This window comes from Woeseia oceani, from assembly GCF_001677435.1.
In the GTDB taxonomy this organism is placed as follows: Bacteria; Pseudomonadota; Gammaproteobacteria; order Steroidobacterales; family Woeseiaceae; genus Woeseia; species Woeseia oceani.
Map to the genome: position 1 here is coordinate 2,282,430 of NZ_CP016268.1, position 26,489 is coordinate 2,308,918.

A 26,489-nucleotide genomic window follows, 5' to 3' on the forward strand; every position below is an offset into this window, starting at 1 on the left:
CTCCAGCTAGTTGCTATGCAAACAGTAGCGACGTTGTTTTTTGCTTCGATATCAATAGCGTAGCTGAGCGTTGGGGCAATGCAAGGAATCCCGGGCTGTCGTGCTTCATACCCAATTCGCTTGGCAAGTGATTGTAATTTGCCGAAACGCCCCTACACTGTGGACAGCGTCGGCTGGTGGCCGGCGCTGATAGACACCGGGGGCGACATGGCTTCGACGTGGGTCGCGAAACTCTGGGTGCATGCCGAGGAACAGATAACCTCGTAAATCCAGCTGTAACACTTATAGTTGCCAACGACGACAACTACGCATTAGCTGCTTAAAAACCAGTTGAATGCCCTCTGACCGGATGTGCCTGTGCGTTCGGGGTCCAGGGGTCACCCACATAGGACCGCGGGGAGGGTGTGCTCAGCACGCAAACCGTTAAATCCAATCTGAGCAGGCCGTGAGTCTTCCCTGCCCTTCGGGTAGCTCACGGTGAGATTAAAGAAGGGATAAGCATGTAGACCTCATAGCGGAGGGCTTGCGGACGCGGGTTCGATTCCCGCCGCCTCCACCAACAAAATTTGGGCCCCTGACGGGGCCCATTTTGTTCGCGGCGCCTGCACCAACCACCCGCGTGGGTTTGGGCACAGTACGCCGCTGACAGGTGTGGTCCTCGCTAAATCCTGCGAGATGGTGGTTCGATTCCCGCCGTCTTCGCTAACCAAGAACCCTTCGGAATCCACTGAAATACCGAAGGCGTTGCTAGTACTGACTTTCCATAACTCGGCAACCTTCAGTTGCCCCCGTTGTTGCCTTTGACATTCAGGCACAAGCGGGGGCAACATGCGCGACCCTGACATTCCACCGCCTCCCTGGTTGCCCCCGATGCGCCTCACCGATACCACGATCACTAACGCCAAGCCCGCCGCAAAACCGCAACGCCTGTTCGACGGCGGCGGGCTCTACCTGGAGGTCGCCCCGGCCGGTGGCAAATGGTGGCGGCTCAAGTACCGCTTTGCCGGGAAAGAAAAGCGCATCTCGCTAGGGGTCTACCCAAAAGTCAGCCTGACCGAAGCCCGTACGCGCCGTGATGCGGCCAAACAGCAACTGAGCAACGGCATCGATCCCAGCGCTGCCCGGAAGGCACAGAAGGCACTGCGCCAGACTGCGGGCAGCACCAGCTTCGAAGCTGTGGCCCGCGAGTGGTTCGCCAAACACGAGCCCAAATGGTCGCAAGCGCATGCGGTACGGGTCATCAGTGGCCTGCAGCGCGATGTGTTCCCAGGGATCGGCGCAATTGAGATTGCGCAGCTAACTCCGCAGGAGTTGTTGAGCACGGTCCGTCAGATAGAACAACGGGGGGCGCTCGAAACCGCTCACCGGATCCTGAACCTGTGTGGCCAGATCATGCGCTATGCCCTCGCCACCGGTCGCGCCGCGCGGGATATTTCAGCGGACCTGCGGGGCGCTCTGCCCCAGGTAGAACCCAAACCTTTCCCCACCGTCAGCAAACCGGAGCAGGTAGCCGAGCTGCTGCGTGCCATCGATGCCTACCAGGGAACGCCGGAGGTCAGCAGTGCATTGAAGCTCGCACCGCTGGTATTTGTAAGGCCGGGTGAACTCAGGAAGGCTCGCTGGAAGGAAATCGACCTCAAGACGGCCGAGTGGCGTTTCACTATCGCCCGGTCCGGTATCGAGCATGTTGTTCCGTTGTCCCGGCAGGCGATTCCGCTACTGGCGAACCTGCAAACCCTGACCAGCCACAGCGAGTACGTGTTTCCCGGCGGGAGAAGCAGCTCGAGGCCAATGAGCGACAACGCCATTCTAGCCGCCCTCAGAAACATGGGTATCTCGAAGAACGCGATGACCGGTCACGGGTTCCGGGCAATGGCCCGCACCATTCTGGGAGAAATCCTCGGTTTCCGGCCGGAGCTCATAGAGCAGCAGCTGGGCAACACGGTGGAAACGGAATACGGCCTGCCTGCCAGCAAATCCAGCCACCTCCGGGAACGAAAAAAGATGATGCAGGCCTGGGCCGATTACCTCGATCGCCTTAAAGCGGGTAGCAAGGAGCCAAAAGCTGCCAAGAAGCCAACGAAAAAAACGCAGGAAGTCACCGCACAGATGAATTTCGAGCTTTTCTAGCTGCCCCGTCAGCCAGGGATCGACCTGGCCAGCGTCCGTCTCACCGGCGATATGGCGGAATTGCGGTGCTAACAGTGAAATCTACCAGTACCGAGCTGGTGAACCTGCCGCATAAAATCGCTATTCCATTGTTTTAATTACCCATTTTTTTCGCGACAACACCAGTCTCGATTAGTCTTCAGGGGGCAATATTGGGGGCATCTTTCGGGGCAAATTCCGGGGCATTATTGATCGAATTTGTCAGACCTACCTCAATTCTCAGTACTTTTTTAAACCATTTGTAGCAAACCCTTCTACCAAATCTATTGGAAAACTACAGGCTTTGGAATTTCGCGCTTTCGGCCGCCCGATCCCGCTGGTCGCGTATATTTACCTTGTTGTTCGAGGTATAGTTTTGACAGGCGGGAAATCACCGGACCTCCGGAGCAGCCGCTATGAACTCCCATCTCCCCCCTGCCGATTCCGCCGATAGCAGGCAACGCAGCGACATCGACCTGACACCAATGCTCGACGTCGTATTCATCATGCTGATTTTCTTCCTGGTCACTGCCACCTTTGTCCGCGAGCACGGCATTCCCGTGAACCGGCCGGATGCTCCCGCTCGGCCAACAGAGGAGACCACGATCCTGGTGACAATTGACGACGACAGTCGCTACTGGATAGGCCAACGACTGATAGACCCGCGCGCCCTGCGCGCCAATCTCGAACGCCTTGGCGGAGAAGCGCCGGATGCTCCCATGGTGGTCAGTGCATCGCCGAAGTCGCGCAACGAGGCGTTAGTTATTGCGCTGGACGCTGCGAGGGCCGCAGGTCTCTACGACATAGCGATGGTGAAGGACTGAATTAGCTTCGAGCACTGACAGTGCTGGCAAGGCAGAGCCGATGGCCCCTTAAAGGACGGTCCTTGCTCCTGACACCATTGAGTCCATTGCTGATGTCAGCATTCGACTACCGTGGCCGGGTGGTCTGCGAGCTTTCCGTGCATGCGGCGCCCGAGACCGACCCATGCACGACGCCAACGGTTAGCCAGCGGTCGCTGCCGTGGCCACGGCTAATCTTGCGCCTTTGATGAGTTCTTCCGCTTCAGCACGGTGCTTCTCAAAATAGTGTGGATCAGCCGCAACGTACATCAAAAGGTAGAGTTTGCTGTCGGTAATGAACGCGCCCACGAGCCCCTTGTAAGCGGGTCCGTCGGCAACCGCGGCCTCGATATCGAACAGCACGCCATTGCTATTGCCGAAGCGATGCGGTCGCAGGTTGCGGCCATCGACCGTCGATTCGCCCTCCCCGAAATACTTGGCCAACGATACTTCCGTCATTTCCTGGATTTCGTTGGGCAGCATCGAAGAGCGGAACGGTGGCAATGCCGCCTGACCCTGACGGTCGACGAACATGGCCTGGCCCTGCGGCACAGCAGGAATAATGAGTACCCGGTCCAGCAGCAGGCCGTCGTGAGTCCAGACTTCGGCGTCTTTGCGCATGTACGGCAGGATGGTCGGCGGCGCACGGTTCCAGACGGATGCTGCATTGACCTGCAAGTCGCCCACGGTCACCACGCTGGGCGCGACCGTTTTGAAGGTCGTGACGCAGCCACTGAGCATTACCAGCAGCACCAGCGACAGAATACAACGACGGAAATTCATGACACTTACTCCTCCAGGTAGAACTCGATCATGGCGCGATCATCCGCATCGGGTTGGTGTTGCAGGTACTGCTGAAAGTATTGCCGTGACCGTTCCCGGTCACCGGCTTTCAGGAACAGGTAGCCCGCATTCTTGTACGCGGCCGCCGGGGCATTGCCGCCTTCAATGGAATGCAAGTACGCGTCCAGCGCGCGCTTTTCATCACCTTCCTGGCCACGCTGGCGAAACATCTCGCCATAGAAAAACCGCACCAGGCTCGGCTCGATACCCATCGCCATGTGTCGCTGCAGCAACTCCCCTGTTCGGCCGAAGCGATTGGTATCTATCTGGTCTTCCATCAAGAACAGATAATTTCGATTCAACATGGCGAGGTGATCGTCGTCCGGCACGAACTCGGCGTCCGGTGGCCCGTGCCTTGCCTGAATCCACTGCTCAAGTTCGTTCGCCCGGACATCCGCGTCCGGGTGCGATTTCGAAAACAAGCCGGGTTCCTGACGCTTAATTTCAGCCGCATCTTCCTCGGCCATGAGCTGTCGCCAGACGCGATAGCTCGCGTGTGGATCAAAGGCGGATTCGGTCATCAGTTTCACGCCAAGCAGGTCGGCCTCTGATTCCTGCTCGCGACTGTAGGCCAATAAGCTGAGCATCGCTGACATCTGGCCAATCGGTGCGTTCACACCGGTCAGAATCAACAGACTGATATCAAAAACAGAACCCGTCGCCATTTTCTTGCGTGCGGAACGCATGCGCTCCAGCGTATGCAGGCGCGTGTAGTGAGCAATCTCATGACCGACGACCGCGGCCAGTTCATCACTGGATTGTGTGCGCAACAACAAGCCTGTCCAGATCTGCATCATGCCTGTTGGCGTCATTGATGCGTTGAAGCCCGGATTGCGCATCACGTACACACGGAAGTCGCCGCAATACTCGCCGGCAACGCGGCAGACGACTGCTGCCACATGATTGTTAATATCGGGATTGGTGACCAACAGCGGCGACTGCTGGATGGATTTCTCGTACTCCTCCACCTCCAGCCACAAGCCTTTTTCGTCGGGCATTTCCTGCGGCTCATACCCCGGTGGAATCTTGTGCTCCGGCATCTCTTGCGAGAACGCAGGCGATACCAGCAGCACTGCGACCGCGACGCAGGATACGCGACGGTAGCCAATCACTGAACTTGAGTACCCGGAAGATTCTTGAACAATGTGCGCACAGCTTTGGTCGCACCGTCTGGTTCGCGCATTTCACCCGTTCCGGCCGCCACCACATTGAACCAGACAATATCGCCGGTCTTCATATCGACCAGGGACGCAAACCCATACTCGCGACCGGTAGTCGCCGCGACGCCAGCGGCCGCTGCAAGAATTGCCACGGCAACTCGCCCACCACTCGGCTGCTCGTCCCGATAGAACACGAACAATCCGTAATCGGCGTCGTGCTCAGTGCCCAGCGCTTGTATCCCGTCGCCGAGCGACCAATCAAACGTGCCGCCTTTGCTCGGCAGTTTTAATGAACCGAAATGATTATAGAGAACGGTCGTACCAACGGCGCCGTGCAGCCTGGTGTAACTGACCTCATCGGGCGTCATGTCATTGTCGTCAAGCACAATGAGGTCGGTACCAATCTCCGCAGCGTAGCTGGCCATTGCCGTCTGAAAATTCGCTTGCGCCGCTTCTGTCCACTCGGCGTGTGGCTCTTGCATACCGCCCGCTGTCAGCAGGTAGTAGCGAATGTCGGGCGGCATCAGCAGGATCGTCGGATTGTCTCTTGTCGACGTGAGCTGAGATATTTGCTGCACATTGCTGGTCGTTGCGCAGCCCGCAAAAAGCAGCAGGCAACCGGCAAGCAAGGCAAAGCGAGGCATGCTTTGAACGCGTGAAACTCGGAACAGCCGGATACTCATCGAAACGCTCTCCCCCGGATCCAGTAAGACGTAAGGTCAGGCTTGCGGCTGTGCTGCGTTATTGTTCTGCCGCTGCGATGGTCGTGCATGAAACTGCAAATCGAGCTGAGCGAGACTCTATGCTTGCTGCGCAGACAAATCAATGTCCGCTGGTCGTGGTCAGGTGCATGGTCTTTCCATACCCATTGACAGGCGAAACTGAAGTGCGGAAAAAGGTGCCGGGAACGAGTTTCTGCCTCCCTCAATACAGGCCGGCGGCACCAGAAGCGGTCGTACCGCCTGAGCGCCCCTTCGGCAGAGCCCTCCAGGCTGAGCGCCTCAGCGCTTACCTGTGCCCGCCCCTTGACGACGGGGAACAGGCGTCTGACCGATTTGGTTTGTTCCGAATGAAGATAGCCACCCAAATCCTGTACCTGTGCCAAAGACCGCCGGGTAAGCCGCATACCTTTTTCGTTGACACCTTCCAGACGCTACCAAAGGTAACGCAGTTTCAAACTCAAGCGACGCCGTGCGGCAGGCGTTCCCGGGAACTCTTCAAAATTGCTGTTGGTGAGGTTATCGGCAATCAGGCTGGCAGTGAGTCTGTCGGCGAACAATGGCGACCATTCGAATGCCATAGAGGTTGCATAGGCGCGGTGGTTGCCTGTTCGGAGGGCATTGTCTGCCTGGTCACGCAACTCATTGTCCCAGCGCAGAGTGATGCGATCACTCGGTCGCGCCAAGACGGCCAGGGTCAGGCGATGGCGCGCGTAGTTGAGTGCGTAAAAACTTGCATCCACGGAGCCCACGCCGTAGTCGGCCTGTTTATCGAGGTAGTTGTAACCGGCAACCAGTGTCACGGCTTGCCATTGCCGGGACAAAGCCAGCTCAACACCAACCACATCGATGTCGACTGCATTTGCCTGACGCGCGAAAGGCGCGCCACTCAGGTAAGTCCAGTCAACCAGATCATCGTCGCGACGGCTGAAAATTGTAACGTTGGCGTGCCACTCGGCACGTTGCCGGTCGAATGCCAGCGATAGCGTGTCAGCCCTGGCCCGACCAAGCGTTGGATTGCCGCCGAACAGTCCGTTGACGCCCGAGTTCAACGCCGTGTAACCGGGCAGTTGCGACGTTGCCGCATAATCAATCGAGATCTTGTCCACTCCTGCCGTGTCGGTATGCGCCCACGTCAAACCCAGCAGCGGCAACAGCGCGTTGTCATCCCTGTTCGATGCATCAAAAGTTGCCCCTAGGCGCAAGGTGAGATGGTTTGCGCTGTCGATCATCCAACGGCGCGACGGCGCCACACTGAGGCGGGCATAGCGCCGTGAATTAAATGTGCCGTGAGTCAGGTCTGTTGAGCGCAGCAATTCATCCGCTGACAATTGCAGTCCATAGTGCCACTGCCAACTGCCGCGCGGCTGCTTGCCCTGCAAGCCAATAGCGTAGCTACGGGTCTTATGATCAAAAGCACCCGGTGCACCAGATTCTGTCGTTCTGCGGTCAAAATCGTAGTCATTTTCCAGAGTCCGGTAGTAGCCACCCCATTCCAGGTAGGCCGTATCAGGGGCATCCTGCTTGCCGCCTATTCGCTGATTGAAGAGCAGCAGGTGCGATTGGGTATGATCGGTTTCCGGCAGGTTCGCGAAACCGGTATAAGCACCGGGCCAGCCGTAGAAGTTATCCTGATAACCCATCGCGAAATCGGTTTGGGTGTTGGTCGTTCGGTGCTGAGCGCGCGCAAAGAAGCGTTCGAAGTCGTGATCACCGTATGCGCGACTGCCCTCGCCGCTGGAACTTGCGTAGTCAACTTCGATGCCCTTATCACTGTGCGCTGCTGCGAAAACATGCGCCAGCTTTACTGATCGATACTGCAACGAATCCGAACCGACGCCGACGCCTATCCGTCGTTCCGAGTGCATGGGCTGCCACTCGTAGTTCAGCGTGGCTACCGCAGCGTTGAAACCTGCCAACGCGTTATCGATGCCGGTCAGAATGACAGGCGCGGACAAGGCGTCAGGGTTTAGCGGTACGAGCGCGGCGTAGTGGCCGGTCTGCGGGTCCATAACCGTGACGGCGCCGAGCTTGAATCCCGTGTTTTCGAACAAGCCACCGCGAATGGCAATGTCGGCCTGGCCTTCTGCATGTCCTCGCGCCTGCAAATCGACCTGAGGATCGTAACGCAGCGCGGTAGCAACTGAGGCCGAGGTGCCGGCCGGGTCGTTATTGGCGACACGTTGGCCGTAAACCGTGATTGTCGAGACTTCCTCAACGTCGGATTGCTCGTTGGCCATGTCCGCGTGGCTCAGTATGGGCAGGAACACGGCCAGTGCCGCGCCTTTTTTAAGAGCAGATCTTGCCTGGTAATTCATGGGTACTTCGGGTCTCACCTTTGGTTCAGAAATCCTGCTTAAAAAAAGGCCCTCACCGACCAGACGGTCGTGAGAGCCCGTATTCACATACTCTATCGCCGTAACCGCGTGTCGCCAATTACCGGAATTGCCAACGTACCGAATTTGATCGCCGCAACAACGTGCCGGCAATACGCGCCAACGCGCAGTAATACTTAGTCCGCCAGTGTAACCACACTGGGCATTTCCACACCTCGCTCGGTGAAATTTACAACGAGCGATAGCCGATCGAACAAGTCACTCATGCCCAGCATGATGTCGCGGGTCGCCTGCGTCACTTCCGGCGATGCGTCTTGGTCTGGCTGGATCTCGCTTGCTTCGGCTACAAACGCGTAATAGCGTTTGGCATCCATGTGCATGGCATAAAACGGCACAGGGTCGCCCGCTTTGGCAGCAAGCATGGATGACAAGCGTTGATCACCGCCGTCACCGACCGCCAATGCCAGGCCGCTGCCATTCATCGCCAGCCAGGCTTGTTCGACCGGTGCTTGCAGCAGCGGTGAATCAAAACGAACCGGCTTGCCATCAGCTTGCAAATTCAGCGCGGCGAGCTCCGGGCTGAATATGCTGCCCATCGCCACGAGGCCGGCGGCATTGTCCGTCGCCAACAGGAACCGCATGTCAATAGAGCTTGGTGGTACTTTCGCCGCCACGTTCCCACCTTGCACATCGTCTACCACTGCAAGGAAGCCCTTCAGGCTGTAGGCGACCGGCGGTAATGGTTGTTCGAGGACCATTCGCCCCTGGGCAACGCCAGCCTGTAAATCTGACAGTAGCCCGCACTCGAACGGATCAGCGTCCATGGCATCAAGGCGTGCCTCGTAGAACGAACGGAATGCCAGCAAGTCGATACTCATCCCCATTGAGAACAGGCCACCGTGATCGCTGCCGAGGCCCGGCACAGGCGCTGTCAAAGTGGTTAATCCGCTGGCGATGTCACTCCGCAGTTCCAGCACCGTGTTCGACGCAATGCGCTTTGCATTGAGTTCGGTGTAGCCGGTCAGCAATCGCGGCGCAATATCGGCCAGGGCTGAGAACTCCGCTTTGCACACCGCACTCAAAGACACACTGTTGAATTCGGCCCGCTCCAGCAGCTCGGCATTGATGCCCGTTGGCTCGGTGAGGAAGGTATCGGCTATCCGCCTGAAATCGACAAAGCCGATGCCGTGCGCCGTGAACCCGTACTCTTTACTCATCTGCTCCAGTTTTCCGGAGTCAGCGATAGACGATTCCGGTTTTGTCAGCCCGAGAACACGACGCAGCGAATCATCGCTGATGCCTGTTGGAATCACGGTGGCAACCAGTTGATTGCCAAATCTGGCCAGAATGAACGTTGCCTCATCGTCGCCGGCAAACCGGTAATCCTGATTGTCGATTTGCGCCGTCGACATTTTGCTGCCCGCGTCCGTTTCGATCTCCGCAAACGTGCGCTCAAAAGCGTCGCCGTCAGTCAGGTTGATCCGCAAAACCGGCGCCAGACCAACGCCGTAAATTGCGAATGTCGATTCCCGCCCGATTCCGGCATTGCGCAAACCCGATACCGAAAACAGGTTGGCCATCTTATCCAGGATTACCGCCGCATGCTCGCGACTGGCCTCTACCTCGTCGTCAGCGATGTCTGCACTCTCAAGCCCATCAACGGCGATGGCGCGCACCAGTGTTTGATAACCCTGCAACAGCTTGTCGACCCTCGGCTCCAGTTTATCGGCCAGGTCTTCGGGCATCGGTCTTAGAACGCCAAATAAATAAGGCGTATCGGCTGCCACGTATTGCAGCATCGGCGAATCGGCGGCCGGCATTTCGTCGGGCTTCTTGCTGCAGGCTGCTACCAATGACAGCAGCAACGCGACGCATGAAATTCTAAGGAAGTTAGTTGCTCGCATGGCAGATCATTCCATATGGATCGTGCGTGAAGTTTTGCAACCGGAATCAGGCTGCTCGCAGTTCAGGAGGATACCGGCTATGCGCGAACGCAGCGAGTACCAGGTCCCGGTTCATTAAATTACTTGACGCGTTTCAGCGGAACAGCTTCGTCGCCAGCCGTGGACTGACCCAGCGCGGCAAGATACTGCCCACGGACCTCGGCAACGTGCTGGTCCACGGTTTCCGGCCGCCATGAGTCCGTCGCGATCGGTGGCAAGACCTCGACCTCGACCCGAGCCGGCCGAATGAACAAAGCTCCCTTCGGCAATACATCGCTGGCATTGTGAATAACGATCGGAACAACCGGTACGTTTGCCTGCATGGCGATATGAAACGGCCCTTTCTTGAACGGACCCAGCCGGTCGCTGTTACTGCGGGTTCCTTCCGGGGCGATCGCCAGCGACAGGCCGGAACGTAACGACTCAACCACGGGACGTAGTGCTTCGATCGCCTTTTCGTGATTGCGCCGGTCGACGAAAACCGTATCCGCTATCCTGAATACCGGCCCCACCAGCGGGTTCAAAGCAATCTCCTGTTTCGCGATAGCCGTGAAGTCCCTGCGCAACAGCTTGGCGATAATCAAGACGTCTATAGCACTCTGGTGATTGAAGAGGAACACGGCCGGTCGTTGCTCCCAGACGTGGTTTTCACCGCGTATACGAATATCGATACCAGCGAGCGCACTGCCGAACTCGCCCCAGGTCGTTACCGCAAGGTTTACGGCATCGCGACGTGACTGGTTCAGTATCCAGGTCGGCACGATTTGCATTGCAGCGGAGAAGAACGCGCCGTACGCCAGTCCGGTACGCACCACCTCTTTCAATCCAGGCAGACCACGGCTGCTGAAATCGCGGACCGGCCAGTCACGCCGGTGAGCAATCTCGCGCAACGTCGTATCCGGGTTCAGCGGACGCGGCTTGCCGACCGCTTCCAACAAGGGCAAGTCCTCAAGGCCGTCGCTGTAAAACCAGCAGTCAGCCAGTTCGACACCGCGTTCCGCGGCAAACGCACGTGCCGCATCCAGCTTGCCTTTCGCGAACACCACCGGCTCACGGATCTCGCCTGTGAACACGCCACCTTCGACTTCGAAGTGGTTGCATAGCACGTGCCGGATACCCAGCTCTTGTGCCGCTGGCTCTATCTGGTAGGGGGTTGCAGAGGACAATACGGCCACGGTGTGGCCGCGCGCCTGATGGGCGCGTAACAACGCCCGCGACTCCGGGTAGACCGAGCCCGCAAGGTATTTGCGAAACACCGTCTCGCCAAGATCAATGAATTCCTGTTCGCGCACACCGGCCAGCGTCCGGCCCGCATCGCGGAGCAGCTGCGCATAGTCGCTGCCATTAATGCCGTGCGTCACCATGCCGAAAAATTGCGCGATGGCGTCCCGCGGCGTCAATTTCCCGGAAAAAAGTCGCTCACGAAAGACCGAGGCGATCGAGAAACCGAAGATCAATGTGCCGTCAAAGTCAAAAAACGCGATGCTGCCCGGGCCCTGAGCTGAGCGCTCCACCTCGCGCGTAATCTGACCGTATACGCCCCGGACCGACGAATTCGCTGCCACAGACTGCCTCCTGAATGCCCGCAGCTTACCGCAGATCCGGACTTTTGCGGCTTGATTGTCAACTGAGATATCAATTGGCCCTGTCGCTCTCTATAATCCGCGACCACTTCGCCACAGCACTTATTCCCATGTCCGATCTTTCCAAGCTCCGCAACATCGCCATCATCGCGCACGTCGACCACGGCAAGACCACGCTGGTTGACCAATTGCTAAAACAGTCCGGAACGCTCAATGAACGGGCGGCCATGCCTGATCGAATGATGGATTCCAATGACCTGGAACGCGAACGCGGCATCACCATTCTGGCCAAGAACACGGCCATTCGCTGGCACGACTACAATATCAATATCGTCGACACCCCCGGGCACGCCGATTTCGGCGGCGAAGTCGAACGCGTCCTGTCCATGGTCGATAGCGTGCTGCTGCTCGTTGACGCCGTTGACGGCCCGATGCCACAAACTCGTTTCGTAACCCAGAAAGCGTTTGCGCGCGGCCTCGTGCCCGTCGTGGTCATTAACAAGATCGATCGTGACGGCGCACGCCCGGATTGGGTGCTGGATCAAACCTTTGACCTGTTTGACCGGCTCGGCGCCACCGACGAACAGCTGGATTTCCCGGTGCTCTACGCCTCGGCTCTGGAAGGCTACGCAAGCCACGATTCCACGGCACGCAGTGGCGACATGCAGCCCCTGTTCCAGGAAATCGTCGACAAGGTGCCCTCGCCGCCGGTCATTATTGACGGCCCGCTGCAGTTGCAGGTTTCCAGTCTGGCCTACGATTCCTATGTCGGCGTGCTTGGCATTGGACGAATCCAGCGCGGCGCTATCGCCACCAATACCGCCGTCAGCGTGGTCGGCGCCGATGGCCGCACCCGCAATGCGCGGGTGCTGGAACTGTACGGTTTTCACGGCCTGGAACGACGCAAGATCGAATCCGCGAACGCTGGCGACATCGTCGTGTTCAGCGGCATCGACGATCTGAATATTTCGGACACGCTGTGCCCACGCGACCACCCGGAAGCACTGCCACCGCTGGCGGTTGATGAACCCACCATCAGCATGACCTTCCAGGTGAACAAATCGCCGTTTGTTGGTCAGGACGGCAAGTTCCTCACCAGCCGCCAGATTCGCGAGCGGCTGCAACAGGAGCTTAAGCACAACGTTGCTTTGCGTGTTGACGATACTGACGACCCCGACAAGTTCCGTGTGTCGGGCCGTGGCGAACTGCATTTGTCCGTCTTGATCGAGACGATGCGTCGGGAAGGATTTGAACTTGCCGTATCGCGCCCGGAGGTGATCATTCACGAAGTGGACGGCGTGAAGCAGGAACCGTGGGAACAACTGACCGTCGATTTTGAAGAAGCCTACCAGGGCGGCGTCATGTCACGCATTGCCGAACGCAAAGGCGAACTGCTGAACATGCAATCCGACGGCAAAGGTCGCATGCGACTTGACTACCGTATCCCTACCCGCGGTCTGATCGGCTTTCGAACCGAGTACCTGACCGCAACGTCCGGTACCGGCCTCATCTATCACGTGTTCGAAAAATACGACCGGCACATTGCTGAATCGCTCGGCCAACGTAACAACGGCGTGCTTATTTCCATGGTAACGGGCAAGGCACTGGCCTATGCACTCTACAATCTGCAGGAACGCGGCAAGCTGTTCATCGGCCACGGTGAACCCGTTTATGAAGGCCGGGTCATCGGTATCCACAGCCGGCAGAACGACCTTGTCGTGAACCCGACAAAGGCCAAGCAGCTGAACAACATTCGCGCGGCCGGCAACGATGAGAACATCGTGCTGTCGACACCGATCCGCTTTTCACTGGAACAGGCGCTGGAATTTATCGACGACGACGAACTGCTCGAAGTCACACCGAATAACATCCGCCTGCGCAAAAAATTACTAAGTGAGAACGAACGCAAGCGGGATTCGCGACTGCGGGCATGAGCGAAAGCGACGACAGCGCACTCGCTTATCAGGCACTGCAACCCGACGACATACTCGATACCCTGGAAAGTCTCGGTTTCAACTGCAATGGCCGCATGCTGGCACTCAACAGCTACGAAAACCGTGTCTATCAGGTTGGTATCGAGGGTGACGCGCCGGTCGTAGCCAAGTTCTATCGGCCAGCCCGCTGGACCGACGAGGCGATAGAAGAAGAACATGAGTTTGCGGCGGAACTCGCGGCAGCCGATATCCCGGTAGTCGCGCCGTTGCGGATTCATGGTGCGACACTGCATCACCACGGGCCGTTTCGGGTGTCGATTTCACCCTGCCATGGCGGGCGCTCCCCGGATCTCGACAACGACGACTTACTGCGCCAGATCGGTCGGCTGGTAGCCCGCATTCACCTGCAAGGGGAACGTTCCGAGTTCCGGCACCGGCCGCACGTGGACATCGAGAGCTATGGCATCGATTCGCACGATTACCTGCTCGACAACCAGTTCATTCCTGAGGAACTGGAAGAGGTTTACATCGGCATAGCGGACCACCTGTTTGACAACATCGAAGCGGCATTTGACCGTGCCGGTGCCGTTCGCGAGTTCCGTTTACATGCTGATTTTCACCCCGGCAATGTTCTCGTGCAGGAAGACCGGGTGCATATCGTAGACCTCGACGACGCCCGCACCGGGCCGGCGGTTCAGGACTTGTGGATGTTCCTGTCCGGCGACCGCGACGAGCAGACGCCGCAGCTAAGCATTCTGCTCGAGGGCTATCAGGAATTTCGCCAGTTTGACGCCCGCGAACTGCACCTGATTGAAGCCCTGCGCAGCCTGCGCATGATGCATTACGCCGCCTGGCTGGCGCGTCGCTGGGAAGACCCGGCCTTCAAACAGGCATTTCCCTGGTTCAATTCCCGCCGCTATTGGGACGAGCACGTTCTGAGCCTGCGTGAGCAAACCGCATTGATTCAAGAGCCGCCACTGGCATGGTACGCCTAGCCGCACTCGGCCCATATCCGGCTGCAAAATCGCCCTGTTGCGAATCCACCGGACCCGGTCTAAAGTCAGAAACGTCAGAGTCAGATGGTGCAGAGTGGAACTAAGCCCGCCCAAATGGCTCAAAGGAACGAATAACCAGCGGTGTAATGCGCTCTCCGCAATCTCGGGGATTTGATGTCAGTACGGCTCTATTCAGGTATTTTCTTGCTGATGCTGATCACTCTGCAAGGGTGCAGCTCGCAAGTTGCAATGAACGACCCGAGAATTCCTGATCCGCTCGTTGCACGAATGCCAATCAGTGTTGCCGTGCGCTACCCGGAGTCATTCGAACATTTCGTCCACGAAGAGCGCGTCATCGGTAAAGAGACCTGGACGATTGATCTCGGCAAGTCGAACAAGCTGCTGTTCACCAAATTGTTCGGCGCAATGTTCGCCAACATGCAGATCATAGACGCCAATACCGATCCCGCCTCTCTCGGCGTGGACGCATTGATCGAACCCGGTATCGACGCGTTTGAATTCTCGGTGCCGGAACAAAGCCAGACTGACGCGTTTGCCGTGTGGATTCGTTACCGAATCAAGATCTTTGATGACGCCGGAACTCAGATAGCGAACTGGCCGATCAGTGCCTATGGGAAAAGTCAGTCATCCACCTTCGGCGGCGACGATGCACTGCAACGTGCCGCCGTATTGGCGATGCGCGATGCCGCCGCACTGGTCATTCTGCAAATGGACAAAGCCACTGGCATCAGCCAGCTTGGCAAGAAAGCAGCGCCTGCCACCAGCCCGACCGCCTTGGAACCGGCGCTGACGCCGGCCGCGCAGCAAACCACCGCAACGGAGGTCGATCCCGATGAACCCGGTTGATTTCAGTGCTAGCCGCCTGCAAGGCGCGTGGCAACGATTGTTGCTCGGCATGTTGTTGCTGCCCCTGAGCGCCTGCGTGACATCGCGGGTCGAAGATTCCCGGCAGGTCGGCACCGGCATCAATGCCGGCGAAGGCATTGTCATCATGGCGAAGAGCTACCACCTCGGCAATGAGACAGAAAGCAAATTCATTTCCTGCGTCGGCGATGCCATCGGACGGGGCTCCGGCGGTCTGCGCGTGGTTCCCAATCAGGAATTTGTTGATGCACTGTTCCCCTGGTTTGAACCGCGCACCGCTCCGGCCGATACCAAAGGCTTGCCCAGCCTGATGTCGCGGCCAGGTGTGCAGCAGGCAATCGCCAAGAAAGGCGTACGCTACGTAGTCTGGCTGGATGGCGAGACAGATCGCGTCGCCGGCGGCGGCAGTCTGTCGTGCGCAGCGGGCCCCGGCGGTGGTGGTTGCTTCGGGTTTGCCTGGTGGCAAAATGACGCCAACTACGAAGCCTCGGTCTGGGACCTGTCAGGTCTCGAGGATGCCGGTACCGTCAGCGCTGACTTCAGCGGTACTTCATTCCTGCCTGCCGTGATTGTACCGATACCGCTCTTTGCAAGAACCCAGGCCAAAGCCTGCAAAGGTCTGTCCGATCAACTCAAGCTGTTCATCGTTGACGAAGACGCCTGAGCTTTACATCACTCAGGGCCGACCGGCCCGAATGAAAGCACGCTGATAGAACGGCGAATCCAGCGCTGCAATCGTAACCTCCCGACCACTTGACGGTGCATGCACGAACCGGCCGTCGCCAAGGTACATGCCCACGTGCGACATCCTGCCGCGAATGCGGAAAAACAGCACATCACCGACTTGCATATCGTCGCGATCGATCGCTCGCAGGCCACGCCATTGGCTGCCGGTCGTACGCGGAACCGTCACGCCGGCCTGTTTGTACGCGTATTGAATCAGGCCACTGCAGTCGAAACCATCGCGGCTGGCACCACCATACCGATACGGCATGCCGACCTGGCGAACAGCGACGACAGCAGCTCGTTCGCCCACTGAGCGCACAGGGGCCGACTCACCAGGAGCGGGAGTGGCTGCGACAGGAGCCGGCGACACCGGGCGATCAGTCCGCGGCTGCGGTGTGTGTCCCGCGCAAGAAGACAGGCCTGCGCTGCAGACGACGATGACGATAAGCCGGGCAAAACTGGCTGGCTGCAAGATCATATGAAACACTTCGGCCTCACTGACGGACAAGCATACATGGAGCAGACTGAATCCGGCATGAATGGCAATCCAGGACAGGACATTCCGACCAGACAACCAGCGGTTGCCGACAGCGACCCTTGTCGCTCGTCAGCGTGGCGTCGCCGCATCGCAGTTGCCGCTGTAATGATCTGCGGCTACGCCTGCGGGGCCTTGGCTGCTGACGCGAGCGGAGAACGCATCTACGACGTCGTCTACACAGTTCGGCCGCTGCCCGATTCCCACAGTGCTGAAGTTGAAATGGCCGTGAGTCAGACCCGTGGCATGCTCCGGCAATTGAGCATGGATTTGCCCGGCGACAATTTCAGCGGGTTTCATGGTGACGGCGAAATCGCAGTAGAGGGCAAAGAGTTGCATTGGTCTCCGCCGCGCGACGGCGGTAATTTGCGCTGGACCGTCAGCATCAATCATCAACGCGACAACGCCACCTACGACGCTTGGCTGGATGCCGACTGGGCGGTGTTCCGCGCTTCTGACATCATACCGCCCGCCCGTACCCGGGCATTGAAGGGTGCGCAAAGCCGCACCTATTTGCAGTTCGACTTGCCGGAACAGTGGTCATCGCTGACTCAGTATGCCGAGCGCGCTGGCCGTTACCGCGTGCAGAATCCGGAACGCCGTTTTGACCGGCCGACCGGCTGGATCTTGCTCGGCAAAATTGGAGTGCGGATCGAAACCATTGCTGGCGTCCGCGTACTCGTCGGAGGACCTGCCGGGCACGCCGTACGACGGCTGGATCTGCTTGCCCTCCTGCACTGGACACTGCCCCACTTGAAAGGCGTGTTGCCGGACTTCCCGTCACGCCTGACTATCATCAGCGCTGGCGAAAACATGTGGCGCGGCGGATTGTCCGGACCACGTTCACTCTTTCTGCACGCGGAGCTGCCCTTGATCAGCGAGAATGCAACAAGCACGCTGCTGCATGAAATCCTGCACCTGGGAACCCGCTTCAGTGCCGGGCCCGGTGCGGATTGGATCGTTGAAGGCTTTGCCGAATATTACTCACTGGAACTGTTGCGACGCAGTCGCAGTATCTCGAAGAAACGCTTTGATACCGCAATCGAGAACCTCGTGGAATGGGGCGAAAGTGCTGAATCGCTGTGCACGCCGCAATCCACCGGCGCGACCACGGCGCGCGCCGTCGGCATCATCGCCGCATTGCACAAAGAACTGCGCCGCAGCGGTGGCGACCCACTCGATGATCTGCTGCGCAACCTGGTTGCCGCCGACAGCAAAGTGAGTGTCACCGAATTGCGCAGCCTCGCCAGCGAAATCCACGGCTCGATGCCCAAGGCGTTATCAGCGCGGAATCTGCGCGGGTGCAAGCTCTAGTGCACCGTCAGGATCAGCAACGCGATCTCGAGCTGATACTTCGATCGCGCACGCCGCTTGTCACCATTGAGACCCGCGATGAACCGCGGGTACTCGAGATGCTGAAGGCGATAACGCTAAAAGGCTTTGCGAGCGAGCACCTGCCGTTGTTTCGATGGACCGTTACCGATGGCCTGCAGCGCCTCGACATTTCGCTGGAACCGCAACTGCACAATGCGGAACCGACCGAAGCCTTACGGCATATTCGGGCAGTGACCAAAGCGGGCGTCTACGTCTTGCTCGACTTTCACCCGTACCTGAAAGACCCGGTCAATATTCGCTTGCTCAAAGATATCTGCATCACGTTCGCGACCAATGCGCGGCAACTGATTCTGCTCAGTCACGAGATCAGCCTGCCCAAAGAACTTGAAGCCTACGCTGCACGCTTTGAAATGGCCTTGCCGAACGAAACGCAACGGGAAGCCATCGTGCGCCGGGTTGCGCGCGAGTACGTCGATCAACACCCAGGGCAGTCTGTGAAGACGGATTCGTACGCTTACGAATTGTTAATCCAAAACCTGGCTGGTCTGACCGAGGGCGACACCGAACAACTTGCCCGCAATGCCATCTTTGTCGACGGCGCCATTACCCACAGCGACCTGCCCGGAGTCATGCAGGCCAAGTACGAACTGCTTAACCGCGGCGGCACTCTGCACTTCGAGTACGACACCCGGCAATTCGCCGACATTGGCGGGCTCGACAAATTGAAGAGGTGGTTGGCACAACGCAAACCGGCCTTCGCACACACGACCCAGACGGCTCACCTCGATACGCCGAAAGGTGTGTTGCTGATCGGCGTGCAGGGCTGCGGCAAAAGCCTCGCAGCCCGCGCGACCGCCGGTATTCTGGGCATTCCCTTGTTGCGGCTGGACTTTGCCGCGCTCTACAACAAGTACCACGGTGAAACGGAACGCAACCTTCGTGAGTCACTGCAGACCGCCGATGTCATGGCACCCTGCGTTCTGTGGATTGATGAGATTGAAAAGGGCCTGGCCGGCAGCGGTGGCGAAACGGGTACCACGCAACGCGTACTCAGCAGCTTTCTCGCCTGGCTGGCGGACAAACAATCCCGGGTGTTTGTTGTCGCCACCGCCAATGACATTAGCGCTCTGCCGCCCGAGCTGGTGCGCAAAGGCCGATTTGACGAAATATTTTTCGTCGACCTGCCCGATCACGAGGTCCGACAAACCATCCTCGCCATTCACCTTAAAAAACGCGAGCAGCCCGGCGCTGGCATTGATCTGGATGCGGTGGCGGCCGCCACCGAGGGCTTTTCAGGCGCCGAGCTGGAGCAGATCGTGGTTTCCGCGCTGTACGCGGCACACGCTCAGAATTCAGCCCTGACCACCCCCATATTGCTGGCTGAAGTTGCGGCTACCCGGCCGCTGTCTGTCGTGATGCAGGAAAAACTGCTGGCGCTGCGTCGATGGGCGAAAGGCCGTACAGTCCCCTGTAACTAGCACCTCGCAGTAGTACCCATCCGCGATTTGTGAGCGCAATCACGGAACCTGCACGCACGTTTCGCTAAGGTAGGCAACACTTTCAACCGCCGCCGATTCCGACGAATGCTAATCAATACAGCCAATGAAGCGCAGGACCTCTCGAGTACCCGCGTGTTCGTTTCCAGGGCAGGCAAACTCGCGACGCGCAAAATCTGGTTGCCGCGGCTGGTCTACGATGCCCTGCCTTACTTCTACCTGAGTTCCGGCTTCGCCGCATTGTTCGCGACGCTGTATATCAGCGACTGGTTCTGGGTACTACCGCATTACTTGTTGTTCTCAGCCGCTTGTCTGCACCTCTCGCTGGTTGTATTGCGCCGCAGAAAGCAGCAAAGCCAGGAATCGTCCGATAGCACGGCAGCAGACGACACCCCGCAATAACCCCCTGCCGATCACGGCAATTGCTTGACCCACCGGACTGGGCCGATAGGATTGGCGATTCAAAGCCCCATCGAGCAATGATCCATGTCTACATCGAACAAGAGCGCCGCCCTGCGCTGGCGAAACGAAACCATTCTGTTCGGCGTTCTGTTGTTTATCGGAATCACCATCCTCCCGGTCGCCATCTATGCGGTGGGCCACGTCGTGTTCGGCGCTTACGGTGGCGGGGAGTACAGCGATTTCCACAAGACCTTGCTGACCGGCTTGTTACAGGGCCAGTGGGCGGTGATATTCCTGGTGCTGTCTCCCTATTTATTGCTGCAAACACTGCGCATGACGATCAAAGCCTTTCGCAGGAGACAACTGCCGGCGACTCGCCAGGGCTAACTGCATGCGGCTTTCAAATGTGACACGATTCACATTTTCTACTTCTCAAACAAGCATTTAGACCAAGTTTCATGGCAATTATGTAAACCCTGTTGCATGATTCCCAATGGCTCGACTGTCCGTGCCGAAATATTGAACTGCGTTGACCCAACACCGTCCATCACCACTATGCACAGACTACTTTCGAAACTTCGCGAGCTGATCAACGCTCGCCGTACGCCCGAGCCGGATTTCAGAGAGACGGCCGTTCGGGTGCGCCCGCTTGCCGAGCGCGCAGGTAAAGCCACCCGACCCGAGAAAACGAAAAAGCCCGCCGCCAAAAAAGACCTGCATTTCGAAGCAGAAATCGGCGGACGCATTGAAGAAGCCGGGCCGGGCAAGAACGTCCTGGTCAGAAACAAATATATCCGTGAAGACTCCGGAACCCACGACAACCTGAAAATCATTGACCCGGACTCGCTGGAAATCAAGGAAGACGACGGTATCGACCCCTACAATACCGGGCGGTTTGATCGGTCTCAGTCCTGGAACAGCCGGTTCCGCAAATAGTTCGCAGCGCAACTGACCGCTGGCCTTGAAACGACGCTGAAAAAAGCCCGCAGGCCGCGTTGACGGCCTCCGGTGCCGGACGTTAGTCTGCTCGCCCCGCACCCGGAGCTACTCGCATGACCCTGCGCGTTACTTTCGAGCTCGAAGAGAGCGACCTGCAGCACTTCCGTCTCATCATGAACGAGGCAAGCAAGGCTGCAGCCACACTCAGTCCTGAAGATATTGTTGCCAGCGCCAAGAACTTGCTGCGCGAGGTGGCGGCAGTGCAAGTGCCCCAGTTCATCAGTGAGCGCCTGGAACGGCTGGCCATCATGATCCAGATGCTGGAAGACCATGAATGGCGGTTGCCAGCGGCGGAGTCGGCGCGTGTGCTCAATGCGCTGGCTTATTTCCGGGATCCCGAGGATCTCATCCCGGATCACGTGCCCGGTTTGGGCTTTCTCGACGATGCCATCATGATCGAACTGGTGGTTCGCGAGTTACGCCACGAAATGGATGCCTACCGGGATTTTTGCGATTACCGGGAACGTATGGCACCGCGCACCAGCATCAAAGCCAAGACGACCGACGTGACCCGCGATCAATGGCTCGAGGAGCGTCGCAAGGAACTCCAGTCCCGCATGCGCCGGCGACGGAAAAAAAACAATGAGCCCGGGCGCCCACGCCCGCTCAAACTTCTCTAGGCGAGCTGGCTGAACTACGGCCAGTAATAAAAGACCACAACGGAGAGCCCCAGCCACATTGCGGCCTGCGCGAATTTGCGGGATTTATGGTTAGTTACCATTGAATAGAAACTCCACGCAGTAATCGCGGTCATAGCTAGAAATATCAGCAAACTGGATACCAGCCCGCGAAATTCGTACTGAAGTCTCGGGTAATCATCGCCAAGGATCAGAAAAATGAGCAATACCGCCATCAAACTGATTGCAACTGAAGCGCATGAGCCGAAAATAATGCCGGTAATTACGGTAAGTGGACGCATAACAATAGCTTCCGCCCCTACGGGCAGCAGTACGGATTCCGATAAAATTGCCAAATGCACCCTTGATCGGGGCGCTGGGGACATCTAGCCTAGCTCAACTGAGCTCAACACAACACCTTCGGTGGCCTTGTTTGGAGAAAGACTTGACGCAATATGTGACCGGCGCCCCGCTACGGATAGCCGCAGCCATTCTGAGTTTGTTTTTGCTGGCTGCAGCGGCCTCACCGCCAACAGCAGAAACCAACAGTGAACTCGCTCCACTGCCCCGTCATGAAAAAATCGGCCAGTTGGTAACCGAATTCGTCCAGAAATCGCATTACCGGCAGGCGGCCGTGGACGACGATTTGTCATCCCAGGTCCTTGATCGCTACATCGAGTCGCTGGACAACAACCGCCTGTACTTGCTGGAAAGCGATGTTGCGGCATTCGAAAAGTACCGCTACAAGATCGACGACATGGTGCGCGCTGACCCGTTGACACCGGTCTTTGACATGTTTGATGTGTACCGTACACGTGCCCGTGAGCGCCTGAGCTACGCAATACAATTGCTCGAAACCGAGCCCGACTACACGATTGACGAAGAGTACGAGTTTGATCGCGAGGAAGCACCGTGGGCGAAGAGCAAGTCAGAGCTGGATGAGATTTGGCGCAAGCGGGTTAAGAATGACACCTTGAGCCTCGCGATGGCCGACAAGGAATGGACCGAGATTCAGGAAACATTGCACAAGCGTTATTCGCGTTTCCTGAAGCGCATGGACCAGGTCAAAAACGACGATGTATTCGAAACGTTCATGAATGCCTTCGCGCATACATTGGACCCCCATTCCAGTTACCTCTCGCCGCGGAACTCGGAGGAATACCGGATCCAGATGAGTCTGTCGTATTTCGGCATTGGTGCGTCGCTGCAAGTCGACGATGACTACGTCATGGTTATCAATATCATCCCGGGCGGCCCTGCTTCTATCGACGGGTCGCTGCAACCGAAAGACAGAATCACCGCCGTCGGCGAAGGTCCGGACGGGGAACTGGTCGATGTCATCGGCTGGCGCCTCGACGATGTCGTGCAACTTATCAGGGGGCCTGAAAACACAGAGGTGCGCCTGCAGATCCTGCCCGCGGGCGCTTTGCCCGGCAGCCCGGAAACCATACTCAGTTTGACCCGCGATCAGGTGAAGCTCGAAGAACAAGCAGCCAAGAGCGAAATCATTACCGTGCCGCGTGACGGCCGGGAGTGGTCGATTGGTGTCATCGAGGTCCCCAGCTTTTACCGCGACTACCGTGCCCTGAGCAACGGCGACAAGGACTACACCAGCACAACCAAGGACGTGAAACGCCTGATAGATGAACTGGAAGAACAGGGCATCGACGGCCTGGTCATTGACCTGCGGAACAACGGCGGCGGTCATCTGACGGAAGCAACGGCGCTGTCCGGCTTGTTCATCGACAACGGACCCGTGGTGCAGCTGCGTAACTCTAACGGCCGTATCAGCCGTCTCGACGACCCTGATCCGGTCGCTCGGGTCGCCTACAATGGGCCGCTCGCAGTGCTGGTCAATCGCTACAGCGCGTCCGCATCGGAAATTTTCGCCGCGGCCATTCAGGATTACGCACGCGGCGTGATTATCGGCCAGCAGACCTTCGGCAAAGGCACCGTGCAGAACCTTTACTCGCTGGACCAATACGTCCGTCGACAGGACGAAGAAGGGCTGGGGCAACTGACGCTGACCATTGGCAAGTACTACCGGGTCACCGGCGAAAGCACACAACACCGTGGCGTAAACCCGGACATACTCCTGCCCTCGCCGATTGATGCCAGCCAGGTTGGAGAGAGCGTTCGCGAAACCGCTCTGCCGTGGGACACGATTCGTACGACCCGCTTCCGCGCCGGTGAGCCCCTGAATGCCACGATTTCATCGCTTACGGCAAATCACCTCGAACGCAGCAAGGTTGATCCCGACTACCAATACCTGACGGCCGGAATCAAAGAAGTTGAAAAGGCCCGCGCCCGCAAGACGGTGTCGCTGAATATCAATAAGCGGCTCGCCGAACGCGAGGACGATCGGCAACGGGGTCTGGAACGTGAGAATCAGCGCCGCGCTGCACTGGGCATGGAGCCCATAGAAAGCGTTGAGGAACTCGAAAAGCTCGAAGGACCGGACGTTCAGCGCAACGAGGCCGCGGAGATTGTTTCAGATCTGGCGCAGATGCGGGAAGTTAAAGCCCATCTGCCGCAAACGGCTGGAATTCAGCCGTAAGCGGTGCGGCAGAGCCTGGCCCATGCGTCTGACAGACACACGGGTCCGGGCTTGCGCGGCATTAAGCCGCTGTTATACTCAGCTATAACACCTTACGGGGCAGAGCCCCGACCGGAGGTCGAAATGCAGCCGCACAACGTAGTTACCGCGCAGCTCTGGCCTGGAACCGGCCACCGCGCCCGCCTGACGGCCATCGCGCTGTTCGCGAGCGTGGTTCTCAGCCCGTCAGCGTTTGCCGCAACCGACAATTTTTTTGATTGCGATCAGCTTGCGAGCGAATTGCGCAGCCTCGAAGTGCCAGCAACGGTTTTGCCACTCGAAACCGTTGATCACGGAACGGCCAGCGATGCGGAGCAGCTGTCCGCGTCTCTGGACAGCGATCTGGATACCACCGACGCCGTGGCCCCGATATTGTTGCTGACCCCCCGGGTCGCAACAATCATGCGCAAAGTCTTTGACGCGAACCTGCTGGAAGACGATTCCGCTACTGAAAAAAAGGCAGAAATACCGGCTGCAACGAATCGGCCTACGGCCTCCAGCCCGCCATTGGTTAGTGCTCCTGCGGTTCCACCTGCAAACGACTCACTGACCGGCGAAAGCAGCAGTGATTCAAGCAACAACCAATACGTGCCGCGCTTCCAGCGACAAATGTACCGCACAGATATCTAAGTTGGCCTCATACGAAAAAGCGCTCTGAACCAACAGGTACAGAGCGTTTTTTTTTGTCTTGTCAGAGGCAACTTGGCTAGCGGCTCAGGTATTTCGCGATTCCCCAATAATTTTCGCCAAGTATGTTCGCTTTGGACTCCGTGATACTTGCGTCACTACCAAAGCTGAATACAGCCGCCACACTGGTCGCGACGGGCACGGCGTCGTCATCGCTGCGAAATACGGCTTTCTCTCCGATCAACTGTGACCGCTTCTGCAAGACCGCCGCAACGTCATTGCTGCGATCCATTATCGCTACGTGCTTTTGAATTCTCCGCAGCAAATGTTGGCAATCCGTATCGTTGCCGTACTTGATTCCGCCGACGCTCTTGTCATTCGCCTCTTTGGCCAAGGCGGCAAAATCGCTGTCGCCAAAGTGCAAAAAGAGCTGTTGTGCGTAGGAAATAATCATGAAATTGATAGAACGCTTGGTGGCGATATCCAAACCGTGATTTTCCGGTGGACGCCGGTCTTTCAATTGTTGCAGCTTGTCCAGTAACTCCAGTTCCTGCTGTTGAAGTTCAGCAATCTGGTTACTGGTCTTTTCCAGTATCGCCGTGACGGTCCGCCGACGAAACACCTTTAGAAACCCTTTCATCCGCACCAGCTTGGCTTTCTCGGCCTTCAACGCTGCACCAAGCTCAGTGACCGTCTCCCGGACCCCGGCCAGTTTACGCTCGATGATACGTCGCTCCCGCATTCGTTCGTCATTCCAGCTAACAAGCAGCTGATTGTGCTGCTTTTGCTCGCGTTGTTGCTTGAGCTGTTCGGCGAATCTGGCTAGCTTGCGCTCGCAGCGCAACGCCAAACCCCTAAGTTGGTAGAACGTTACTGCATTACTGGCCCACTCCGGGTCGATCAACAGGTTTTCCAGGTGCTCGAGCTTTTGCTGCAGGCGCGCGGTCGCGCCCTCTTGCTGCTTGACAAGATCACGCAGACGGAACTGTTCTTTGCGCAGCCCAGCGAATTCTTTCTTTAGTTCCGCGCGATTCCAGTACAGGTGCAGCAATTTCTCGCTGTCATGCGATTGGTCGGGCGCGCTTCCGAAAAGACCCGCAAGCACTGACAATGCTCACTCCTTGACATAATCCCATGGCCAGAACAGGCCACGGCAATGTATTCCAGCAGCGATAATGCCTCCCGGCTCCGCAGGATTCTTTGACTTAACACTCATTTTCAAGGCCCAACGGGGAATACGGGGCTGCGCTCCTGCGCTTCGGGGCGAGCCTGCGGGACCGCAGGCGTGGTCAGGGATGCAGTCAGACGGTTTAGCGTTCGAGTATCAGGTGACCGTGATCGCTCAGATATTCCAACCACTTGTTAAGCACAATGTTTCGCTGCCAGCGCGCGTCGAGTTCTTTCTTATGCTCCCGAACCAGCCGTCTGAATCCGGCATGCCGGTGATTTCCACTGAGGCTCATTGCTTCGGCCAGGTTGCAGTCAAGGTAAAGCCGAATTTGCATGTCCGGATCGGCGATTCGCTGCGCTCCCTCGTAGAAGAAATAGGTCAGCGACAGGGTCACCGTGTAGCGACTCCGGTCGAGAATTTCCAGATGCAGATCGCAATCGCCAGCCACGCCCGACCGGTAGTAGCCGTCGAGTCTTTCGATTTCCGGAACCAACTGCAGCAATCGTAGATAGTTGCTTTCGTACAGCGCCATCAAGCCAACGAAACTTCCGGGTTTCGCAACAGCCTGTGGAACCAGTTGGTGCTCAAGTAACATGT

General features: G+C 57.8%; 24 protein-coding genes and 1 other RNA gene. 15 read left to right on the top strand and 10 right to left on the bottom strand.

The window, feature by feature from the left end; genetic code table 11:
- Positions 1 to 198 precede the first annotated feature (198 nt).
- The 3 genes from ssrA to BA177_RS10265 all read left to right on the top strand — a co-directional run bounded on the left by ssrA (position 199) and on the right by BA177_RS10265 (position 2,972).
- Positions 199 to 559, top strand: a transfer-messenger RNA (tmRNA) gene (ssrA, locus tag BA177_RS10255).
- A 269-nt stretch (positions 560 to 828) separates the two neighbouring features.
- Positions 829 to 2,130: a tyrosine-type recombinase/integrase gene (locus BA177_RS10260; RefSeq protein WP_231892427.1), complete on the top strand. Its 1,302-nt coding sequence runs from the start codon at positions 829 to 831 to the stop codon at positions 2,128 to 2,130.
- 434 nt (positions 2,131 to 2,564) lie between these two features.
- Complete coding sequence (locus BA177_RS10265) at positions 2,565 to 2,972, top strand: ExbD/TolR family protein (RefSeq protein WP_068615974.1); 408 nt, start codon at positions 2,565 to 2,567, stop codon at positions 2,970 to 2,972.
- Positions 2,973 to 3,152: 180 nt separating this feature from the next.
- Here BA177_RS10265 and BA177_RS10270 read toward each other — a convergent pair whose 3' ends face one another.
- The 6 genes from BA177_RS10270 to BA177_RS10295 form a co-directional block, all read right to left on the bottom strand.
- On the bottom strand, positions 3,153 to 3,773 hold the full coding sequence (locus BA177_RS10270) for a hypothetical protein (protein ID WP_068615976.1): 621 nt from the start codon (positions 3,771 to 3,773) through the stop codon (positions 3,153 to 3,155).
- 5 nt (positions 3,774 to 3,778) lie between these two features.
- Positions 3,779 to 4,945: a M48 family metallopeptidase gene (locus tag BA177_RS10275; RefSeq protein WP_068615978.1), complete on the bottom strand. Its 1,167-nt coding sequence runs from the start codon at positions 4,943 to 4,945 to the stop codon at positions 3,779 to 3,781.
- Entirely contained in the window at positions 4,942 to 5,676 is a 735-nt protein-coding gene (locus BA177_RS10280) for a hypothetical protein (protein ID WP_068615979.1), read from the bottom strand. Before BA177_RS10280 ends, BA177_RS10275 begins: the two co-directional genes overlap by 4 nt.
- A gap of 470 nt (positions 5,677 to 6,146) precedes the next feature.
- Positions 6,147 to 8,030: a TonB-dependent receptor plug domain-containing protein gene (locus BA177_RS10285; protein ID WP_068615981.1), complete on the bottom strand. Its 1,884-nt coding sequence runs from the start codon at positions 8,028 to 8,030 to the stop codon at positions 6,147 to 6,149.
- Positions 8,031 to 8,224: 194 nt separating this feature from the next.
- Positions 8,225 to 9,952 carry a hypothetical protein gene (locus BA177_RS10290; RefSeq protein ID WP_156762780.1) on the bottom strand — a complete coding sequence of 576 codons (1,728 nt, stop codon included), beginning with the start codon at positions 9,950 to 9,952 and terminating at the stop codon, positions 8,225 to 8,227.
- A 119-nt stretch (positions 9,953 to 10,071) separates the two neighbouring features.
- The gene (locus tag BA177_RS10295) at positions 10,072 to 11,556 is read right to left on the bottom strand and encodes an HAD-IB family hydrolase (protein ID WP_068615985.1); all 1,485 of its coding nucleotides are present in this window, start codon (positions 11,554 to 11,556) and stop codon (positions 10,072 to 10,074) included.
- Positions 11,557 to 11,684: 128 nt separating this feature from the next.
- On the opposite strand from BA177_RS10295, the gene typA reads away from it, so the two are divergent.
- The 4 genes from typA (at position 11,685) to BA177_RS10315 (ending at position 16,052) form a co-directional block, all read left to right on the top strand.
- Positions 11,685 to 13,508 carry a translational GTPase TypA gene (gene typA / locus BA177_RS10300; RefSeq protein WP_068615987.1) on the top strand — a complete coding sequence of 608 codons (1,824 nt, stop codon included), beginning with the start codon at positions 11,685 to 11,687 and terminating at the stop codon, positions 13,506 to 13,508.
- Complete coding sequence (locus BA177_RS10305; RefSeq protein ID WP_068615989.1) at positions 13,505 to 14,503, top strand: serine/threonine protein kinase; 999 nt, start codon at positions 13,505 to 13,507, stop codon at positions 14,501 to 14,503. The genes typA and BA177_RS10305 overlap by 4 nt, the downstream gene beginning before the upstream one ends.
- Before the next feature lie 174 nt (positions 14,504 to 14,677).
- A complete protein-coding gene (locus tag BA177_RS10310; RefSeq protein ID WP_068615990.1) occupies positions 14,678 to 15,370 on the top strand; it encodes a hypothetical protein in 693 nt (230 codons plus the stop codon).
- Positions 15,357 to 16,052 carry a hypothetical protein gene (locus BA177_RS10315; RefSeq protein WP_082990027.1) on the top strand — a complete coding sequence of 232 codons (696 nt, stop codon included), beginning with the start codon at positions 15,357 to 15,359 and terminating at the stop codon, positions 16,050 to 16,052. Before BA177_RS10310 ends, BA177_RS10315 begins: the two co-directional genes overlap by 14 nt.
- Positions 16,053 to 16,064: 12 nt before the next feature.
- Here BA177_RS10315 and BA177_RS10320 read toward each other — a convergent pair whose 3' ends face one another.
- Positions 16,065 to 16,424 carry a C40 family peptidase gene (locus BA177_RS10320; protein WP_197492978.1) on the bottom strand — a complete coding sequence of 120 codons (360 nt, stop codon included), beginning with the start codon at positions 16,422 to 16,424 and terminating at the stop codon, positions 16,065 to 16,067.
- Positions 16,425 to 16,628: 204 nt separating this feature from the next.
- Here BA177_RS10320 and BA177_RS10325 point away from each other — a divergent pair, with 204 nt between their 5' ends.
- From BA177_RS10325 to BA177_RS10350, 6 genes are all read left to right on the top strand, one after another.
- The gene (locus BA177_RS10325) at positions 16,629 to 17,963 is read left to right on the top strand and encodes a hypothetical protein (protein WP_082990029.1); all 1,335 of its coding nucleotides are present in this window, start codon (positions 16,629 to 16,631) and stop codon (positions 17,961 to 17,963) included.
- Complete coding sequence (locus BA177_RS10330) at positions 17,951 to 19,462, top strand: AAA family ATPase (RefSeq protein WP_231892428.1); 1,512 nt, start codon at positions 17,951 to 17,953, stop codon at positions 19,460 to 19,462. The genes BA177_RS10325 and BA177_RS10330 overlap by 13 nt, the downstream gene beginning before the upstream one ends.
- 105 nt (positions 19,463 to 19,567) lie before the next feature.
- Positions 19,568 to 19,882 carry a hypothetical protein gene (locus BA177_RS10335; RefSeq protein ID WP_068615993.1) on the top strand — a complete coding sequence of 105 codons (315 nt, stop codon included), beginning with the start codon at positions 19,568 to 19,570 and terminating at the stop codon, positions 19,880 to 19,882.
- Between the two features lie 84 nt (positions 19,883 to 19,966).
- A complete protein-coding gene (locus tag BA177_RS10340) occupies positions 19,967 to 20,269 on the top strand; it encodes a hypothetical protein (RefSeq protein ID WP_068615995.1) in 303 nt (100 codons plus the stop codon).
- A gap of 168 nt (positions 20,270 to 20,437) precedes the next feature.
- Entirely contained in the window at positions 20,438 to 20,818 is a 381-nt protein-coding gene (locus BA177_RS10345; RefSeq protein WP_156762781.1) for a hypothetical protein, read from the top strand.
- A gap of 116 nt (positions 20,819 to 20,934) precedes the next feature.
- The gene (locus BA177_RS10350) at positions 20,935 to 21,501 is read left to right on the top strand and encodes a YkvA family protein (protein WP_068615999.1); all 567 of its coding nucleotides are present in this window, start codon (positions 20,935 to 20,937) and stop codon (positions 21,499 to 21,501) included.
- Between the two features lie 14 nt (positions 21,502 to 21,515).
- Here the strand turns inward: BA177_RS10350 and BA177_RS10355 are convergent, their stop codons facing one another.
- Positions 21,516 to 21,800, bottom strand: a complete 285-nt coding sequence (locus BA177_RS10355; RefSeq protein WP_156762782.1) for a hypothetical protein — start codon at positions 21,798 to 21,800, stop codon at positions 21,516 to 21,518.
- A 143-nt stretch (positions 21,801 to 21,943) separates the two neighbouring features.
- On the opposite strand from BA177_RS10355, the gene BA177_RS10360 reads away from it, so the two are divergent.
- Positions 21,944 to 24,055: a carboxy terminal-processing peptidase gene (locus BA177_RS10360; protein ID WP_068619198.1), complete on the top strand. Its 2,112-nt coding sequence runs from the start codon at positions 21,944 to 21,946 to the stop codon at positions 24,053 to 24,055.
- A gap of 123 nt (positions 24,056 to 24,178) precedes the next feature.
- Positions 24,179 to 24,724, top strand: a complete 546-nt coding sequence (locus tag BA177_RS10365) for a hypothetical protein (protein ID WP_068616003.1) — start codon at positions 24,179 to 24,181, stop codon at positions 24,722 to 24,724.
- 76 nt (positions 24,725 to 24,800) lie between these two features.
- On the opposite strand, the gene BA177_RS10370 is transcribed toward BA177_RS10365, so the two are convergent.
- Both BA177_RS10370 and BA177_RS10375 read right to left on the bottom strand, forming a co-directional pair.
- Positions 24,801 to 25,832, bottom strand: coding sequence for a hypothetical protein (locus BA177_RS10370; RefSeq protein WP_156762783.1), 1,032 nt, complete (start codon positions 25,830 to 25,832; stop codon positions 24,801 to 24,803).
- A 199-nt stretch (positions 25,833 to 26,031) separates the two neighbouring features.
- The gene (locus BA177_RS10375; protein ID WP_068616007.1) at positions 26,032 to 26,487 is read right to left on the bottom strand and encodes a DUF1249 domain-containing protein; all 456 of its coding nucleotides are present in this window, start codon (positions 26,485 to 26,487) and stop codon (positions 26,032 to 26,034) included.
- Positions 26,488 to 26,489 lie beyond the last annotated feature (2 nt).

Bases quoted from the DNA above. Each gene is read 5' to 3' on its own strand.
- BA177_RS10315 (WP_082990027.1), top strand. From the start codon at position 15,357: ATGAACCCGGTTGATTTCAGTGCTAGCCGCCTGCAAGGCGCGTGGCAA.
- BA177_RS10345 (WP_156762781.1), top strand. From the start codon at position 20,438: ATGCACAGACTACTTTCGAAACTTCGCGAGCTGATCAACGCTCGCCGT.
- BA177_RS10260 (WP_231892427.1), top strand. From the start codon at position 829: ATGCGCGACCCTGACATTCCACCGCCTCCCTGGTTGCCCCCGATGCGC.
- BA177_RS10285 (WP_068615981.1), bottom strand. From the start codon at position 8,030: ATGAATTACCAGGCAAGATCTGCTCTTAAAAAAGGCGCGGCACTGGCC.
- BA177_RS10270 (WP_068615976.1), bottom strand. From the start codon at position 3,773: ATGAATTTCCGTCGTTGTATTCTGTCGCTGGTGCTGCTGGTAATGCTC.
- BA177_RS10290 (WP_156762780.1), bottom strand. From the start codon at position 9,952: ATGCGAGCAACTAACTTCCTTAGAATTTCATGCGTCGCGTTGCTGCTG.
- BA177_RS10365 (WP_068616003.1), top strand. From the start codon at position 24,179: ATGCAGCCGCACAACGTAGTTACCGCGCAGCTCTGGCCTGGAACCGGC.
- BA177_RS10310 (WP_068615990.1), top strand. From the start codon at position 14,678: ATGTCAGTACGGCTCTATTCAGGTATTTTCTTGCTGATGCTGATCACT.
- BA177_RS10265 (WP_068615974.1), top strand. From the start codon at position 2,565: ATGAACTCCCATCTCCCCCCTGCCGATTCCGCCGATAGCAGGCAACGC.
- BA177_RS10305 (WP_068615989.1), top strand. From the start codon at position 13,505: ATGAGCGAAAGCGACGACAGCGCACTCGCTTATCAGGCACTGCAACCC.
- BA177_RS10325 (WP_082990029.1), top strand. From the start codon at position 16,629: ATGGAGCAGACTGAATCCGGCATGAATGGCAATCCAGGACAGGACATT.
- BA177_RS10350 (WP_068615999.1), top strand. From the start codon at position 20,935: ATGACCCTGCGCGTTACTTTCGAGCTCGAAGAGAGCGACCTGCAGCAC.
- typA (WP_068615987.1), top strand. From the start codon at position 11,685: ATGTCCGATCTTTCCAAGCTCCGCAACATCGCCATCATCGCGCACGTC.
- BA177_RS10335 (WP_068615993.1), top strand. From the start codon at position 19,568: ATGCTAATCAATACAGCCAATGAAGCGCAGGACCTCTCGAGTACCCGC.
- BA177_RS10280 (WP_068615979.1), bottom strand. From the start codon at position 5,676: ATGAGTATCCGGCTGTTCCGAGTTTCACGCGTTCAAAGCATGCCTCGC.
- BA177_RS10375 (WP_068616007.1), bottom strand. From the start codon at position 26,487: ATGTTACTTGAGCACCAACTGGTTCCACAGGCTGTTGCGAAACCCGGA.
- BA177_RS10355 (WP_156762782.1), bottom strand. From the start codon at position 21,800: ATGCGTCCACTTACCGTAATTACCGGCATTATTTTCGGCTCATGCGCT.
- BA177_RS10340 (WP_068615995.1), top strand. From the start codon at position 19,967: ATGTCTACATCGAACAAGAGCGCCGCCCTGCGCTGGCGAAACGAAACC.